Below are 16,339 nucleotides of genomic sequence, written 5' to 3' on the forward strand. Positions count from 1 at the left end.
ATAGAGTATGCCACTCCTGTAAGACAAGGAGTGGCATAGAAAATCAGACGGTATATTTCTCTTCTTCTATAATACTTTTAGCAATCTCACGCTTTTTTACAATAACATTAATTGGTGTATGACGTGTCAGTTTACGTAAGGACGAGAGCATCATTCTCAATGTATCGCCTTCCTCTACTGCAATTAGTGTTTCCTTCGCGTCTGCTTCGATCCGATTGAATGCTTCTTGCACATAAACCTGCGTATACAGCAGTTTTTGTTTGTTCTTCTCAGCTCCACCTTTGTTGATTGCTTTATCAGTACGGAGAATTGCTGATTCCATATTGTAAACCTCTGCAACCATATCAGCTAGATTAACCAGAATTTCTTGCTCTTTCTCTAATTTCTGCATATATTTCTGTGCAGCTAATCCGGCACCAAGGAGAACAATTTTCTTCGCATTGCGCAAAAGATACTTTTCTCGCTCCAAAGGCTCTGTACCAACTTCCTCTGGCATCATCATCATTAATTCTTCTTGCAGCCCTTGAGCTTTTTGCAGCAATGGAAGATCACCCTTCATAGCTTTTTTCAGCAATGTTCCCGGAACTAGCAAGCGATTAATTTCGTTCGTGCCTTCAAAAATACGGTTGATTCGTGAGTCACGATAAATACGCTCTACTTCATACTCTTGCATAAATCCATAGCCACCATGCATCTGTACCGCTTCATCTGCTGTATAATCCAGCAATTCAGTTGCCATATATTTATTCATGGAGCATTCAATTTGGTATTCAGCAATGGCACGTGCTACTTCACGTCCGTCCTTTAATTGTTCGTCTGTTAATGCCCCCATCCGCTGTTCAAATAGTCCTACTGTACGATAAACCGCACTTTCGTTTGCATAGATCTCGGAACCCATTGTTGCTAGTTTTTCCTGTGTTAAAGAAAAGCTGGAAATCGGTGTATTAAACTGCTTACGCTCATTCACATAAGCCGCAGCAAGCTCTAATGCTCGTTTAGCGCCACCTACGCCTCCGACTGCAAGCTTATAGCGCCCAACATTTAAAATATTAAAAGCAATAATATGGCCTCGCCCTTTTTCACCTAACAAATTTTCTGCTGGAACTTCTGCATCCTCAAGAATCAGAGTTCGTGTTGATGAGCTTTTAATTCCCATTTTCTTTTCTTCAACACCTGTTGACACCCCTGGAAATTCCCTCTCAACAATAAAGGCAGAAAAATGCTCTCCATCAATTTTCGCATAGACTACAAACACATCTGCAAAAGCTGAGTTTGTAATCCATTGTTTTTCTCCATTTAAAATATAATGTGTTCCAGCTTCATTTAGTTTGGCTGTTGTTTTTGCACCGAGCGCATCTGAACCAGAACTAGGCTCAGTTAATGCGTAGGCAGCGATTAATTCACCAGTTGCAAGCTTCGGCAAATATTTTTGTTTCTGCTCCTCATTGCCAAAAAATACGATTGGAAGTGATCCTATCCCTACATGAGCACCATGTGTAATAGAAAATCCGCCTGCACGTGAAAATCTTTCTGTAATTAAGGATGAGCTAATTTTATCAAGTGCCAGACCTCCGTATTCCTCTGGTACATCAACTCCTAACAGACCAAGTTCGCCAGCTTTTTTTAAAAGCTCAACAGAGTGCTCAAATTCATGATTTTCCAATTGATCCAGTTTTGGTAATACCTCACTTGAAATAAAATCCTCTGTCGTTTTGGCAATCATTTGATGCTCTTCTGTAAAATCCTCCGGTGTAATAATATCTTCACCGGTTAAATCCTCAACTAAAAACGCCCCGCCCTTGAAAACTCTGTCCTTTGTTTCACTCATCCGAATCTCCCTTTCCATTTAGGAATATGAATAAAATTTGTTTATCATATCATCGAATTTATTTGTAGGTAACAGTCTTTTAAATATAAATATCGATTTTCCCGTTCAAAATATCAGCCACATTAAAAAGAACTTCAATAATTATAAATAGGAAGCTTCCAATTCACATCAATCACATTACAAGAGCTCAAAAACCCCAGCTGCCCCCATGCCGCCGCCAATACACATGGTGACAATCCCAAATTGCTCATTTCTTCGTTTCATTTCATGCATTAATGTTACTGTCAGCTTTGTTCCCGTACATCCAAGCGGGTGCCCTAGTGCAATTGCTCCGCCATTTACATTTACTTTTTCAGGATCAAGATTAAGTGCCTGTATAACGCGTAAGGACTGAGAGGCGAACGCTTCATTAAGCTCAAATAATCCAATGTCTGATAGCTCCAACCTTGCGATTTTTAACGCTTTCGGTATTGCCTCAACTGGTCCAACCCCCATAATCTCTGGTTCTACACCAGCAACTGCAAATGAACGGAATTTCAGAATAGGCGGCAGCCCCTCTGCTTCAGCTTTCTCGCGATCCATTACAAGAACAGATGCCGCACCATCGCTCATTTGCGATGCGTTTCCTGCTGTTACAGAGCCTTTTGCATGAAAGGCTGGACGTAATTTTTCCAAAATCTCCGTTGTTGTGTCAGGACGGACTCCTTCATCCATTGCAAATGTCGACTTTCTTTCTTCAATTTTATTATTTGAACCAACAACACGTTCAGTTACTTCTACCGCAACGATTTCATCCACAAACTTGCCTTCTTCAATTGCCTTCTGTGCACGTTGATGACTTTGGACAGCAAATGCATCTTGATCTGCACGAGAGATGTCAAAACGCTTTGCAACTTCTTCAGCTGTATGCCCCATCCCCATATAATAGCCCGGCATTTCCTGAACAAGGAGTGGATTTGGTTTAATCACATGTCCTCCCATTGGAAGCATACTCATTGATTCTGCACCGCCAGCTATAATTGCATCACTTGCTCCAACCATAATTCGCTCAGCAGCATAGGCAATGCTTTGCAATCCCGACGAACAATAACGATTGATTGTAATACCAGGGACATCATTCTTTAATCCAGCCAGAGCAGCCACATTTCGAGCCATATTCATTCCTTGCTCCGCCTCCGGGGTCGCACAGCCAATAATGACATCATCAATGTTCCCGTCATACCCTCCTGCACGTTTTAAAGTCTCTTTAATTGTTCGTGCAGCTAAATCATCTGGTCTCGTATTTGCTAGTGAGCCTTTATTCGCCTTCCCAACCGGTGTTCTTGCACCAGCCACAATTACTGCTTCTTTCACGGTTTAGCCCCCTTCCAATTAATTGCGTAATGGCTTCCCTTTAACAAGCATGTGCTGCATCCGCTGTTGTGTTAAAGGCTCTCCAATGAGACTTAAGAACGCCTCACGCTCGAGATCAAGCATTACTTGCTCGTCAATTTCAGTTCCCTCTTTTATTCGTCCTCCAGATAAAATATAGGCTAATTTTTCTGCTATTTTTATGTCATGTTCTGATGCATAACCACTGTACTGCATCATCTTCGCTCCCATCAGCATGGCAGCGTAACCTGCATCCCCAACTACGGGAATCTTTTCACGCTGCGGCTTCCGGTATCCTGCACTTGCTAACCCCAGCACCCTTCGCTTTGCATCGTATAAAAGATGATCCGGGTTAGCACTGATGTGGTCATTTGTATTGAGATAACCATTTTCAATTGCTTCAGCAGCTGATGCAGAAACCTTTGCAGTAGCTATCTTTTCAAACACATCATTTGCAATTTTCGTTAGATCTAGTGACACACCATTTGGGAGATTGCGAAGTTCTTTTAAATACAGCTCTTTCGTACCTCCTCCACCAGGAATCAGCCCGACACCTACTTCTACTAATCCAATATATGTTTCTGGAGATGCTTGTATTGCAGCTGCAGGCAGTGTTACTTCAGCACCACCTCCAAGCGCCATATTGAATGGTGCTGCAACAACAGGCTTTTCTGCATATTTAATCGCCATTGTCATATTCTGAAACTGACGGATAACCATATCTAATTCAAAGAAATTATCATCTTGCGCTTCCATTAGCATCATTGCTAGATTCGCGCCAACGCAGAAATTCTTTCCTTGATTCCCGATTACCAGTCCGTCGTAATTTTTCTCAACTTCCTCAATGGAATAGTTCACCATTTGAATGATGTCCAGTCCAATTGCATTGCTTCTTGAATGAAACTCTAATAATAAAGCGCCGTCACCCATATCAATTAGACTTGCACCGGTATTCTTTTTGATTACCTTATTTGTTTGTTTCAGCCGTTTTATATGAATCTCTTTTTGATTCCATTGTTGTTGCTTATATGTTCCATTATCAAAATAGCGGACAGTACCTTCTGCCATTTGGTAAAAAGTTTCATTGCCATTTTCCAGCATGGTCAGCACCCATTCAGGTACATCTGCCCCTTCTTGCTGCATTCGCGCTGCAGATTCACGAACTCCAATTGCATCCCACGTTTCAAACGGGCCAAGTTCCCAGCCGAACCCCCATTTCATTGCTTGATCAATTGAAATAATGTCATCAGCTATCTCTCCTAAAAGCTCTGCCGAATAAAGAAGCACTGGCTTTATAATGGACCAGACAAGGTCACTTGCCTTATCACCTGGATTAGAAAGAAGCGCTTTCATTTTATTTCGTGTTCCCTTTGCCTGCTTAGCCATTTCTGTTGCACTTGTTTTCAGCTTCTTTCGCTCTTCATATTCCATTGTTTTTGGATTCAGCTCATAAATAACACGGTCTTTTTTAACAAAAAAACCTTGACCGCTTTTTGCCCCAATCCAGCCCTTATCAAGCATGCTATTCATAAAATCAGGTAACGTAAATAAATTCTTTTCTGAGCCTGCGACTTGATCATATACATTTTTAGCAACGTGACTAAATGTATCGAGTCCAACGACATCTAACGTTCGAAATGTAGCACTTTTCGGTCTGCCAATTAATGTTCCTGTTACCGAATCGATCTCACCAACCGAAAAGCCCCCCTTTAACATTTCTCTTGCGGTTATAAGCAAGCCATATGTCCCAATCCGGTTTGCAATGAAATTCGGAGTATCTTTTGCTTCAACTACTCCTTTTCCGAGCACGTCTTCACCAAAACGTTTCATGAAAGACAAAACCTCTGGGTCGGTATGAACAGTTGGGATAATCTCCAATAGCTTCAAATAGCGCGGCGGGTTGAAAAAGTGCGTTCCTAAAAAATGTTGCTTCATGTCCTCTGAACAATCTGCAATCATTGCTTCTATAGAAATACCAGAAGTATTGGAGCTTACAATCGTACCCTCCTTACGATACTGATCAATTGAAGCAAAAACCTTCTTCTTCACTTCCAGGTTTTCGACTACTACCTCGATAATCCAATCTGCCTCAGCCAGTTTTTCCATATCATCTTCCATATTGCCGATTGTTATCATTTCCAGGCTTTTCTTTGTCGTAATAGGCGATGGCTTTTGCTTTAGCAATGCTTTTTTGCTTGCTGCTGCAATTCGGTTGCGAACTTTCGGATCATCTAACGTAAGCCCCTGCTTTTTTTCTGCTTCCGTTAAATCCCGTGGCACAATATCAAGCATCGTCACAGCTATTCCCAGATTTGCCAGATGCGCAGCAATCCCAGAACCCATTACACCTGAACCAAGGACTGCTGCTGTTTTTATTGAATGCTTCAACATTTCATCCCCCAATCTCACATTGAATGAATACTCATTCATTTTTGATTAAAAAATAAAAGACAGCTTTCTATCCATCTAATTTATACTATAAACGAATAACTGACATTTCGCAATAAATTTAATTGACTTTTTATAATCAGAACTAAGTGATTTACCAGTTTAACATTTTTCAAAAGCATAAACTTTATTCGGTGAGTGACGCATCCCTCGAAATGGTAAAACTAGCGAAATGGCTGCCATGAGGCCTAATCCACGTTTCACACTTGAGCATATTACAGCTTGTAACTGCTTGAAAAAACATCATCGTAACCATTCCTATTTACAAAACGTAATGATTCCGTTATGATAGGAAAGGATTATTTACTTTATTGTTTTAGAAGGGTTTGTATGTATGAAAATTTTAAAAAGTCTTATATTAATCATTTTATTTAGTATTTTAATAGCTGGTTGCAGTTCGGCTGATCAAAGCTCAAAAGCAAATAATGGTCAGCTTAAAATATTCACAACTCTCTATCCAATCCAATATGCTGTCGAACGAATCGGCGGAGATACGGTAGCAGCTAAAACTGTTTATCCTCCAGGTGTCGATGCCCATTCTTATGAGCCGACAACAAAAGATATTACAGCTATTGCGGATAGTACTGCATTCATTTATTTAGGTGCAGGAATGGAGAGCTTTGCCGAAAGTGCTGCAGAGGCCTTGGCCAAACAGGATGTTCAATTGATTGAAATTGGCGAGCATGAAGAACTATTCCATGTTGAAGAAAAAAATCATGAACATGGAGCAATTTCAGAAGATAGTCATGCGCATGACGGCCATCATCATGGTGATCATGACCCGCATATTTGGATTGATCCTGTCCGAATGATTGAAATGGCATCTATCATTAAAGAAGAACTAATTGCGCTTAACCCTGAAAAAGAAGCCTATTACAATGAAAACTTTAGCAAATTGAAAACAGATTTGCTTGCATTGGATGAAGCATTTCAGGGAAAATTAGATGAAAAGAAAAATAAACAAATTTTAGTCTCGCATGCAGCATTCGGTTATTGGGAAGAGCGCTATGGAATTGAACAAATCTCGATCAATGGATTAACTTCTGAAAGCGAGCCTTCGCAAAAGGAATTAACAGAAATTATCGATCAGGCGAATAGCTATAATCTAGACTATATCATTTTTGAACAGAACAGTTCCAATCGAGTTTCCGAAGTTATTCAGAATGAAATTGGTGCCGAGAATTTAATGATTCATAATTTATCTGTATTAACGGAAGATGATATTGCTAATGACGAAGATTATTTATCTTTAATGCAATATAATCTCGATGTTCTCGACCAAGCAACAAAATAGTCAATCCTTTAGCATCTGTTTTAATGCAGATGCTTCCTTCATTTAAGAGAAAGAGGTGTCAATATGGAATACCCTGCAGTAACAATGAAAAATGTCAGTTACGCCTATGAAAATAAAACAGTACTTGATCAGATTAACTTCGAAATCCCCAGAGGGGCTTTTATGGGTGTAGTCGGTCCTAATGGTGGAGGCAAGACTACCTTAATTAAACTCATTCTTGGCTTGCTGAAGCCTGATCAAGGCTCCATTACTATCTTTAATAAACATGGAGAAAAACTGCAAGCTCGCAATAAAATTGGGTTTGTTTCTCAAAAAGCGAACGCCTTTAATAAAGGCTTTCCAGCAACGGTTTATGAAGTGGTTTCTTCTGGACTAACAGCAACAATCGGTTACCTCAAATTTTTTAATAAAACACATAAAGAAAAAATATTACACGCAATCGACCAAGTAGGAATGCTTGATTATGCATATGAAAATATCGGAAACCTTTCCGGCGGACAGCAGCAACGAATTTTTATTGCACGGGCACTGGTCAGCGACCCGGAATTAATTATTCTGGACGAGCCTACGGTTGGTATCGACTATGAAAATGTTAAACGATTTTATGAGCTATTGCACCAATTACATCAAAAACAAGATAAAACATTGTTGCTTGTAACACATGATACGGGCACAATGACAGAATATGCGACAGATATCGTTTGTTTAAATAAAACATTACACTTTCATGGAAAACCGGAAGAATACACGTCTTTAACTGAAAGGGACTTATCACAATTTTATGGGCATCCCGTGAATATTGTTAGTCACAATCATTAATGTTGGAGGAACTATTATGCTAGCAGATTTTTTTCAATATGACTTTTTACGATATACATTTTTAACTGGATTGCTAATTGGAGTTCTCGCCCCGCTCCTCGGTACGTTTATCGTTGTGCGGCGTTTGTCTTTAATTGCAGATGCATTATCCCATGTAACTCTTGCCGGAATAGCCTTTGGGCTGATGGCAGAAAAGAAGTTTGGATTAATGATTGGGCCCTTGTATAGTGGTATGGCCTTTTCCGTACTCGGATCCATTCTCATAGAAAAGCTTCGCTCAGTATATAACGCATACCAAGAGCTTGCAATCCCGATTATTTTATCTGGCGGGGTTGGATTAAGTGTCATTTTCATTTCTGTCGCTGATGGTTTTAATACAGATTTATTTAATTATTTATTTGGATCTGTCTCCGCTGTTAGTCAGCAAGATTTTTTGATGATACTTACAATCGCAATTTTTGTTATACTAGTAGTAGTTCTATTTTATAAGGAGCTTTTTACATTATCTTTTGATGAAGAGCATGCAACGGTATCCGGACTGCATTCAAAACGGATTCATTTACTTTTTATCGTGCTTACCGCACTAGTGATTGCTGCATCGATTCGAATAGTCGGTGTACTGCTTGTTTCTGCACTAATGACATTACCTGTGGCCGCAAGCATGCGACTTGCCAAAGGCTTTAAACAAATGATGCTATTATCTATTTTATTTGGAGAGCTATCTGTCATTATAGGACTCATATCAGGATACTATTTATCCATCCCGCCAGGTGGGACAATTGTGATGGTATCTATTATTATTTTATTAATTGCTATTGGGATAAAACGACTTAAAGTTCGTCTATGACATACCTCTTAAACCCAAACGATTCCAGGAGGGGATTTAGCATGAACATCAATGAAGCGATTGATTTATTAAAAAATAAAGGCTATAAAACGACAGGAAGAAGAAAGGATATTCTCGCTTTTTTCGAGAAGGCTGACGGATACCGTACTGCCAAGGATTTAATTAATCATCTCGAAGAAACCTATGAGGGGATCAGCTTTGATACGGTTTACCGTAACCTTCATTTATATAATGAAGTAGGAATACTGGAAACAACAGAGCTAAATGGTGAAAAACAATTCCGAATGAAATGCACACATCATCACCATCATCATTTTATCTGTAATGCATGCGGAAAAACAAAGGAAATCGAGGTTTGTCCAATGGATGAAGTTCAGCAAACACTTGCCAACTATGCTATTGAAGGACATAAGTTTGAAATCTACGGTTTATGTCCACATTGCAAAACAGCATGAATATAAAACTGTTCTTAGCCGTAGGATTAGGCGGCATGCTTGGTGCAGGGGGCCGTTACAGTATTTCATTGCTTTATGGTGATACGAACGGTTACCCTTTCGCTACGCTAACCGTAAATTTGATTGGCTGTTTTATGCTTCCTTTTCTTTTAAATCACCCATATACTAAGCAAAAACTGTCTCCAGAGTTGTTAACGGCACTCACTGTCGGCGTTATTGGTTCATTTACAACTTTCTCTACGCTGGCCCTTGAAACAGCTAGATTATGGAATGAAAGTGTTGTAATTGCAATCAGCTATATATTGATTTCTTTTTTTGCAGGACTTGCACTATGTTTTCTAGGCTACTATTTATCTTCTAGAAAGCAGGTAAATCAATGAATATACTTATCGTTGCGCTCGGAGGATTTATCGGAAGTATTGTGAGGTATTCCATCTCACTTAAACTAAAAAAACGAATCATTGCAACATGGGCTGTCAACATTAGCGGCTCCATGTTTTTAGCTTTTTTATTTAAATTTAATCAAGAAGGAATAACTTTCGATAGCATTTGGCTATTCTTTGGAGTTGGATTTTGTGGAGCCTATACCACATTTTCAACCTTCGGGAATGAGACAATGAACCTCTTATTGAAAAAGAAATATTGGAAAGCATTTGGGTATGTTTTAAGCTCTTTTTTCGTTTCCATTACAATAGTCCTCCTTGTTCTTCAAGTGTTTTAATTTTTGATTTCTTCTTTTCTTTTTTCTATGCTTTCATGTATACTATCTTCTAGATATTAGTTTTGGGAGAAGTGAGAAATGGATAGAAAAAAAGGTATCATTTTTACAATATTACTCATTTTCAGTGCTCTATTTATAGCATTTGTTGCCATTATGCAGCATAATTTTATGAATCCGGACTTTGCTGCTAGCGAAAAGCAAAGTATGGCTAACACTGCGCTAAATAGCTCTGCGACTATAAACGAAGCTAAAAATGATAAATCCAGTAAGTCGCCTTCTGATGACAACGAAAAGATACAAACAGAAGATGAGGAAGAATCTGAGGAGATTACCTATTCTACCCGTACCGTTACGGCTGATTTATTAAATGCCCGCAGTGGCCCTGGTACAGATTATGACATTGTCGGAATTGTAACGATTGACCAGGAAGTAGAAGTAGAAGATGATGGCAGCGAATGGGTTAAAATAACAACGCCAGATTTTACTGGCTATGTAAATGAGAAATATTTAAGTGAGGAAGATTAGGTATTAAGATGTATCGAACAATGCATAGCCAAAAAGTGTCTAAGCGACAATTCGCTTAGACACTTTTTGGTCAGATAAGACATTTACCCAAAGGGTTGCATTCCAAGATATACGCAAAGAACGCCTTCTAAGAATTTCTTTGACGAGTGCCAAGTTTCTAACTTTGTTCTCCTCAATCCCTAGCCCAGTACTTCTTGCATTACTTTTGATTCCTCATGATCAAGCATATTTTTCTGAATAACTTCATCGACCGGTTTATTCATTTGATCGGTAAGTACGTTGGAAGCCCCATTCTCTCCTACTACATAGATTCTCTTCCAATCCCTGTCTTTTGCCTGCTTGTCTATTTTTGAGGCAACTTCTTTATACCAGCGCTGTTGGTTCACTTCATAACGCGCATCAAATTTGTCCTTTTGTAAATTAGCAGAACCTAATCCAGTTGTACCAGAAGTACCTTTACGTGGTCCTTGCATTATTCTCCATGTGTCCGTTTCAACATCAAGCTCATAAGAAATGGTATCTTTAATTTGGTTAAGGTAAGAATCAATAATCTTGATTTGATTCTGCTGCACGAGAATAATTCCCGTTTTAGGATAAGTTTCCTTTAGTTTGCGAAATTGATCCAGCTCTGGAGTTTCTTGCCAATAAAATTCATTCTCCAACCGCATTTGGACGATTTCTGCATACCACACTTCATCATCTGCAGTTGCAAATACAATAATCCCTTTTAACTGATGCTGCTCGTTTTCCTTAATAAACCGTTCTACCTTTTCCTTTACGTGTTGGAAATTATTTAACTCTTCTTTATCATCAGCTTCTTTTAAATAGCTTTCAAAATTACGCATGCCATTTTTTAAATGGATTTTCCACTCCCCACCTTGCTGATCTGGATCGGCTCTATCTGTATTTAAGTACATTGTAAAAACCTTATTACGCCCTTCTGTTTTCACTTTTTCCAGTTCTTTTAACTTAGCATTTACATCCATAGGCAACCTCCTATTAGAAATTGTACTACTTCTTTATCCTAAATTCGCTAACGTTAAACCTAACAAAATGACTAGTAATCGCAAAGGGAACTATGGAATATAAATAACACTGCATGCATAGCAAAGAAGACAAGCCCTAAAGAGCTTGCCTTCTTTTCACACATTATAATTTAACAATTTTAATTCGCTTAATCTGATAGCCATCCTTTTCTTCAAGAATAAATTCATAGCCATCATATTCCATTGCTGTACCAACTTCGGCTTCCAGATTATTTGTAAAGAACCAGCCACCGATTGTATCGACTTCATCATCAACAAGGTAAATGTTTAGCAGCTGATTTACTTCTTCCAAGCTAACCTTACCCGAAACAAGATGTGTATTTTCATCGATTTGTTCTACCTCTGGCAGTTCATCTTCGTCAAACTCATCTCGGATATCTCCTACGATTTCTTCCAGAATATCCTCAACTGTAACAAGACCTGCCGTCCCGCCATATTCATCATTTACAATAGCCATATGGATTCTTTCCTTCTGCATTTTAAGCAGTAGCTGTTTAATTGGTGTGGCTTCTGATACATGAATAATTGGACGTATAAATTTCTCAATTGTATTAGGACGATGCTCGTCAAACTTGCCAGTAAGAATCTCTTTTAAATTTACTAATCCGATTATATTATCTTTATCCTCATCCGCAACAGGGTATCTTGTAAATTGTCCCTCGCGCATAATATCAAGATTCGCTTCGAAAGTGTCCTCTTTTGAAAAATAAATCATTTCCGTTCGAGGAACCATTATTTCCCTTGCTACACGTTCATCAAAATCAAAAATGTTGTTCACATACATCATTTCTGATTGATTGATCTCACCACTCTTATAGCTATCTGCAAGAATCAAGCGAAGTTCTTCCTCGCTATGCGACTCTTCGTGACCGCTCATAGGCTTTAATCCTACAGTCCTTGTTAAGAGGCGAGCTGAACCGTTTAAGAACCAAATGAAAGGGAAGAGCAAACGATAGAACCACATTAAAGGTCTTGCAACAAACAGTGTAACCTGCTCTGCTTTTTGAATTGCCAATGTCTTCGGTGCAAGCTCCCCAACAACAACGTGGAGAAACGTAGCAAATGCAAATGATACAACAATTGAAAGTGTCGTAACAACTGCACTGCCAAGTTCAAGTGCTCCGAATAACGAATGAAGCATTCGCTCAAATGTAGGTTCTGCCAAACGTCCAATACCTAACGCCGTAATTGTAATACCAAGTTGACAGGCAGATAGGTATTCGTCCAGGTGCGAAACAACCTGTTTGGCATAAATCGCCTTTTTCTTACCATTTTCAATATGTGGTTCAAGTTGTGTACTACGCACCTTTACAATGGCAAATTCTGCCATTACAAAAAAAGCGGTCATTGCGATTAGTACAGCAACTGCAAGTAAATTCACTATCGTGGATATGTCCAATTAAGGTCCTTGTGTGTGACACACAAGGACTTCACCTCCTGATTTCTAAAAATTAAGTATAATAAAATTGAAACTCCGCACATTGATGATTCAACATATAGGTAAAAAATACATTCACCGAATCATTGCTGAATCTGTTATATTGTTTTACCTTCCCATCTGAATCACCCACTTCCCTAAAATGATTATAATATATTTAAAAATATGAGTCTATATTTAACGAACAATTAACATAGTAAATTTTATGTTCTACCTGTTTCAACCTCAGCCATAAGTGGTGTATGTATTTTTATGTAGCCACTATATATAGCCATATAAATAGAAATGTAATACTTTGTACATGTGCTACGATTTTCCGCACAAAAAAACAGCTGTATTTCCAGCTGTTTCATTGTCAACGTTTCGTTTTATCTCTAAAGTCTTTTGATAAAGTCCTTAAAAATGCTATCATCATAATTATGATTATAATGGTAAATGGCAATGCGGATGTTAATGATGCAGTTTGCAATGCTTCCAGCCCGCCTGCCATTAGCAGAACAACAGCAATTGCTGTAATTAAAATACCCCAGATTACTTTTGTAATTATAGATGGATTGATGCTTCCTCTTGATGTCATGCTTCCTATTATATAGGTTGCTGAGTCTGCAGAGGTTACTAAAAATGTAAAGATGAGCAAAACAGCTAATACCGAAGATATTGTCGACAGTGGCAATGTTCCAAAGGTTTCAAATAAGGCTACTGCTAAATCTACATCTACAGCCCCCGCTATTTGTGTTCCAAGATTTAAATCACTGTAGAGCGTTGTTCCTCCAAAGACAGCTATCCATAAACAGGCAATCCCAGGTGGAACAACAAGTACTCCAAAAATAAACTCTCGGATAGTCCTTCCCCGTGAAACGCGTGCAACAAAAGCCCCTACAAATGGTGACCAGGAGATTACCCAAGCCCAGTAGAAAATTGTCCACTCTTGTACCCATGTACCACCTTCATACGGTGTCATTCGAAAGCTATAATGAATAAAATTTGTTAAATAATCTCCTAACCCTAAAACAAAGGTTTCTAATATAAATACCGTTGGACCTGCAATGAAAACAAACAGCAGCAAAATAAGGCAAGCTGCAAGATTAATATTACTCAACCATTTCATCCCTTTATTCAGACCGGTAATCGAAGAAGATAAATAAGTAATAAGCATTACTAATGCAATGACAATTTGAATTCCAATTGAATTTGGCAGACCGAATATCGAAGTCATCCCACCATTCATCTGTAAAATTCCGAGACCTAATGAAGTTGCGACTCCCATTACGGTTGCGATAACGGCAAAAGAATCCACCGTATTCGCAACTAGTTTTTTAGAACCGACTACAGGTCGAATCGAAGTGGAAATAAGACCATTTTTTTCTTTTCTAAATTGTACATAACCAATGACAAGACCCACTATCGCAAACACTGACCATTGGCTAATACCCCAGTTGAAGAATGCATATCCCATTGCTACTCTTGCTGCCTCTGGAGTCTGAGGCTCAAGCCCGGGAAAAGGCGTATTTAAAAAATGGCTCATCGGTTCTGCAACTCCCCAGAATACAAGACCAGAGCCAAACCCTGTTGAAAAGAGCATACCAATCCATGTGAAAAAAGGATATTCCGGACGAGAATTGACTGCTCCAAGTCTCAGTCTTCCATATTTGCTTACTGCAAGGCCAATTAGAAATGCGATAAAACTAAATACTGCAAGTAAATAAAACCATCCAAAATTCGTTGTTGTAAAATTAAATAGTGTCTCAGCAATTTTCCCAAATCTTGAAGATGCAACTGCTCCAATAATAACGAGCAGAAATATGATAATAGCCGAAACAAAAAATACTGGATTTAAAAATGATTTATTTTTCATTTGTGTGTTCCTCTCGTCAGCTGAAATTTCACTGTAAAATCTTCACGATTACAGCATATATTATATTACCTGCTTGACAACCGTCTAAACCACTTTTTGCTGTTTCGATTTTTTTCAGGTTAAAAGGCGCAGATATAAATGTTTATCGTTTTGATATACAAAAGGAAGCACTAACAAACAACTAAACCTTAGAATTTACTATTTACGCGCCCAATTCTTCACTTTTATAAATACAAAAAACCACTCTGACTATCTTCAGAGTGGTTCTTCTATTAAACTATTATTTTACACTGCGAACATGACCTGAGAACTTGCTTGCCCAGTAACCGCTTGTCATATCAGCAACAGCTAATCCTGTAGAATTTTGTGCACCGATAAACTTACCGCCACCAAGGTAGATTCCAACATGGCCATTCTTTTTGTATGTGTCAAAGAATACTAGATCGCCAGGCTGCATACTGCTAGAAGATACTTTTGAACCTGTTGTCGCTAACCCCGTAGTGCTTGAAGGAATAGAAGTTCCTGCTTGAGCAAATGCCCAAGATACGAACCCAGAACAATCAAAGCCTCCTGGTCCTTTACCTCCCCAAACATATGGTGTTCCAAGGTGAGAGAATCCAGCGTTAATTGCTGTATTGATATTTCCAGATGCTGCAGGTCTTGATGTTGATTCTTTGCTTAATGTTTGTAATTCTCCACCAGATGCAGCTTTTTCCGATGAAGCTGTATCTGTATTTTCATTTGTATCAGCACTTGCAACTTCTGTTTCAGGTGCAGGCTCTACTGCAGCTTGCAAACTAGCTTTTACATCTTTTTCCAATGTTGCAAGCTTAGAATCTTCTACCTGAAGTTCATTTTTTAATGAACGCAAATCATTTTCCTTTGCTTGAAGTGTTTCTTCCTTATCTTCATTTGAAGCTTTTTGATCTTCAACTAAAGCAAGCATTCCTTCGATTTCAACCTTCATTTCGTTTAATTCATCTAATTTCGCAAGTACAGCATCCTGTTTTTCTTCAACAGCAGCTTTATCTTCTTCTTGCTTTTTGATTAATGTACTGTCAGACTCTGAAATTTTATTTACTGCCGAAACACGGCTAATAAAGTCACCAAAGCTCTGTGATCCGAAAATCACTTCAAGGTAACTGATATCCCCGCCGCTTTGCTGATAGGATACAGCGCGTTCCTTTAAGATTTCAAAACGCTTTTCAATTGCCTCTTCCAATACTTTAATTTCTTTTTCCAGCTGAGCTACCTCTTCTTCTTTTTCAGAAATAGATTCATTTGTTTGATCCATTTGTTTTTGGTTTTCTTTTAAGGCTTTATTTACCTTTTCAATCTCTTCATTCAATTTTTCTAAATCTATTAAAACCTCTGCTATTTTACTATCAGCATCTGATAGGTTTGCTTTAATTGCGTCTCGCTCTTCTTGAATTTGTGCTTGCTTATTTTCAATATCTTGAATGGATTCTGCTTGGGCTGATACAGTGAATAAAGTACTACCTAAACCAACCACTGCAACAGTGGATAATGCCATAAATGTCTTTCTCAACTTTCATTTCCCCGCTTCCCATTTCACACCGCAAAGCTCTTTTTATGTAATCTTCTATGTATTAAGTATTGCTAAAGCTATGTGATTGTTTTTTAATTATGTATTAATTTTTCTAGGCAATATGCATTATAGCATTGTAAAAT

General features: G+C 38.5%; 14 protein-coding genes. 7 read left to right on the forward strand and 7 right to left on the reverse strand.

Annotation, left to right across the window (positions count from 1 at the left end):
• Positions 1–43 precede the first annotated feature (43 nt).
• The 3 genes from NSQ77_RS02680 to NSQ77_RS02690 all read right to left on the reverse strand — a co-directional run bounded on the left by NSQ77_RS02680 (position 44) and on the right by NSQ77_RS02690 (position 5,587).
• Positions 44–1,828, reverse strand: coding sequence for an acyl-CoA dehydrogenase family protein (locus tag NSQ77_RS02680; protein WP_339228686.1), 1,785 nt, complete (start codon positions 1,826–1,828; stop codon positions 44–46).
• A 177-nt stretch (positions 1,829–2,005) separates the two neighbouring features.
• Positions 2,006–3,181, reverse strand: a complete 1,176-nt coding sequence (locus tag NSQ77_RS02685; RefSeq protein WP_339228687.1) for an acetyl-CoA C-acetyltransferase — start codon at positions 3,179–3,181, stop codon at positions 2,006–2,008.
• Between the two features lie 18 nt (positions 3,182–3,199).
• Complete coding sequence (locus NSQ77_RS02690; RefSeq protein WP_339228688.1) at positions 3,200–5,587, reverse strand: 3-hydroxyacyl-CoA dehydrogenase/enoyl-CoA hydratase family protein; 2,388 nt, start codon at positions 5,585–5,587, stop codon at positions 3,200–3,202.
• Between the two features lie 394 nt (positions 5,588–5,981).
• Here NSQ77_RS02690 and NSQ77_RS02695 point away from each other — a divergent pair, with 394 nt between their 5' ends.
• The 7 genes from NSQ77_RS02695 (at position 5,982) to NSQ77_RS02725 (ending at position 10,308) form a co-directional block, all read left to right on the forward strand.
• The gene (locus tag NSQ77_RS02695) at positions 5,982–6,941 is read left to right on the forward strand and encodes a zinc ABC transporter substrate-binding protein (RefSeq protein WP_339228689.1); all 960 of its coding nucleotides are present in this window, start codon (positions 5,982–5,984) and stop codon (positions 6,939–6,941) included.
• A 63-nt stretch (positions 6,942–7,004) separates the two neighbouring features.
• A complete protein-coding gene (locus tag NSQ77_RS02700; protein ID WP_339228690.1) occupies positions 7,005–7,760 on the forward strand; it encodes a metal ABC transporter ATP-binding protein in 756 nt (251 codons plus the stop codon).
• Positions 7,761–7,776: 16 nt separating this feature from the next.
• On the forward strand, positions 7,777–8,607 hold the full coding sequence (locus tag NSQ77_RS02705) for a metal ABC transporter permease (RefSeq protein WP_339228691.1): 831 nt from the start codon (positions 7,777–7,779) through the stop codon (positions 8,605–8,607).
• Between the two features lie 41 nt (positions 8,608–8,648).
• The gene (locus NSQ77_RS02710; RefSeq protein ID WP_339228692.1) at positions 8,649–9,062 is read left to right on the forward strand and encodes a Fur family transcriptional regulator; all 414 of its coding nucleotides are present in this window, start codon (positions 8,649–8,651) and stop codon (positions 9,060–9,062) included.
• The gene (locus NSQ77_RS02715; protein ID WP_339228693.1) at positions 9,059–9,442 is read left to right on the forward strand and encodes a CrcB family protein; all 384 of its coding nucleotides are present in this window, start codon (positions 9,059–9,061) and stop codon (positions 9,440–9,442) included. Before NSQ77_RS02710 ends, NSQ77_RS02715 begins: the two co-directional genes overlap by 4 nt.
• On the forward strand, positions 9,439–9,783 hold the full coding sequence (locus tag NSQ77_RS02720) for a CrcB family protein (RefSeq protein WP_339228694.1): 345 nt from the start codon (positions 9,439–9,441) through the stop codon (positions 9,781–9,783). Before NSQ77_RS02715 ends, NSQ77_RS02720 begins: the two co-directional genes overlap by 4 nt.
• A 78-nt stretch (positions 9,784–9,861) precedes the next feature.
• Positions 9,862–10,308 (forward strand): SH3 domain-containing protein, encoded by a 447-nt coding sequence (locus tag NSQ77_RS02725; RefSeq protein WP_339228695.1) that lies wholly within the window; start codon positions 9,862–9,864, stop codon positions 10,306–10,308.
• A gap of 179 nt (positions 10,309–10,487) precedes the next feature.
• On the opposite strand, the gene NSQ77_RS02730 is transcribed toward NSQ77_RS02725, so the two are convergent.
• The 4 genes from NSQ77_RS02730 to NSQ77_RS02745 all read right to left on the reverse strand — a co-directional run bounded on the left by NSQ77_RS02730 (position 10,488) and on the right by NSQ77_RS02745 (position 16,196).
• Positions 10,488–11,294 (reverse strand): VLRF1 family aeRF1-type release factor, encoded by an 807-nt coding sequence (locus tag NSQ77_RS02730; RefSeq protein WP_339228696.1) that lies wholly within the window; start codon positions 11,292–11,294, stop codon positions 10,488–10,490.
• A 163-nt stretch (positions 11,295–11,457) separates the two neighbouring features.
• A complete protein-coding gene (locus NSQ77_RS02735; RefSeq protein ID WP_339228697.1) occupies positions 11,458–12,753 on the reverse strand; it encodes a hemolysin family protein in 1,296 nt (431 codons plus the stop codon).
• Positions 12,754–13,147: 394 nt separating this feature from the next.
• The gene (locus tag NSQ77_RS02740; protein WP_339228698.1) at positions 13,148–14,647 is read right to left on the reverse strand and encodes a BCCT family transporter; all 1,500 of its coding nucleotides are present in this window, start codon (positions 14,645–14,647) and stop codon (positions 13,148–13,150) included.
• A 280-nt stretch (positions 14,648–14,927) separates the two neighbouring features.
• Positions 14,928–16,196: an NlpC/P60 family protein gene (locus NSQ77_RS02745; RefSeq protein ID WP_339228699.1), complete on the reverse strand. Its 1,269-nt coding sequence runs from the start codon at positions 16,194–16,196 to the stop codon at positions 14,928–14,930.
• Between the last annotated feature and the right edge of the window lie 143 nt (positions 16,197–16,339).

The sequence above is a fragment of the Oceanobacillus sp. FSL K6-2867 genome (genome assembly GCF_037963145.1).
GTDB lineage: Bacteria > Bacillota > Bacilli > Bacillales > Amphibacillaceae > Oceanobacillus.

What these genes read in the sequence shown, in the direction of transcription:
- NSQ77_RS02680 (WP_339228686.1), bottom strand. Translation starts at nt 1,828, where the DNA reads ATGAGTGAAACAAAGGACAGAGTTTTCAAGGGCGGGGCGTTTTTAGTT.
- NSQ77_RS02695 (WP_339228689.1), top strand. Translation starts at nt 5,982, where the DNA reads ATGAAAATTTTAAAAAGTCTTATATTAATCATTTTATTTAGTATTTTA.
- NSQ77_RS02700 (WP_339228690.1), top strand. Translation starts at nt 7,005, where the DNA reads ATGGAATACCCTGCAGTAACAATGAAAAATGTCAGTTACGCCTATGAA.
- NSQ77_RS02705 (WP_339228691.1), top strand. Translation starts at nt 7,777, where the DNA reads ATGCTAGCAGATTTTTTTCAATATGACTTTTTACGATATACATTTTTA.
- NSQ77_RS02710 (WP_339228692.1), top strand. Translation starts at nt 8,649, where the DNA reads ATGAACATCAATGAAGCGATTGATTTATTAAAAAATAAAGGCTATAAA.
- NSQ77_RS02715 (WP_339228693.1), top strand. Translation starts at nt 9,059, where the DNA reads ATGAATATAAAACTGTTCTTAGCCGTAGGATTAGGCGGCATGCTTGGT.
- NSQ77_RS02720 (WP_339228694.1), top strand. Translation starts at nt 9,439, where the DNA reads ATGAATATACTTATCGTTGCGCTCGGAGGATTTATCGGAAGTATTGTG.
- NSQ77_RS02725 (WP_339228695.1), top strand. Translation starts at nt 9,862, where the DNA reads ATGGATAGAAAAAAAGGTATCATTTTTACAATATTACTCATTTTCAGT.
- NSQ77_RS02730 (WP_339228696.1), bottom strand. Translation starts at nt 11,294, where the DNA reads ATGGATGTAAATGCTAAGTTAAAAGAACTGGAAAAAGTGAAAACAGAA.
- NSQ77_RS02740 (WP_339228698.1), bottom strand. Translation starts at nt 14,647, where the DNA reads ATGAAAAATAAATCATTTTTAAATCCAGTATTTTTTGTTTCGGCTATT.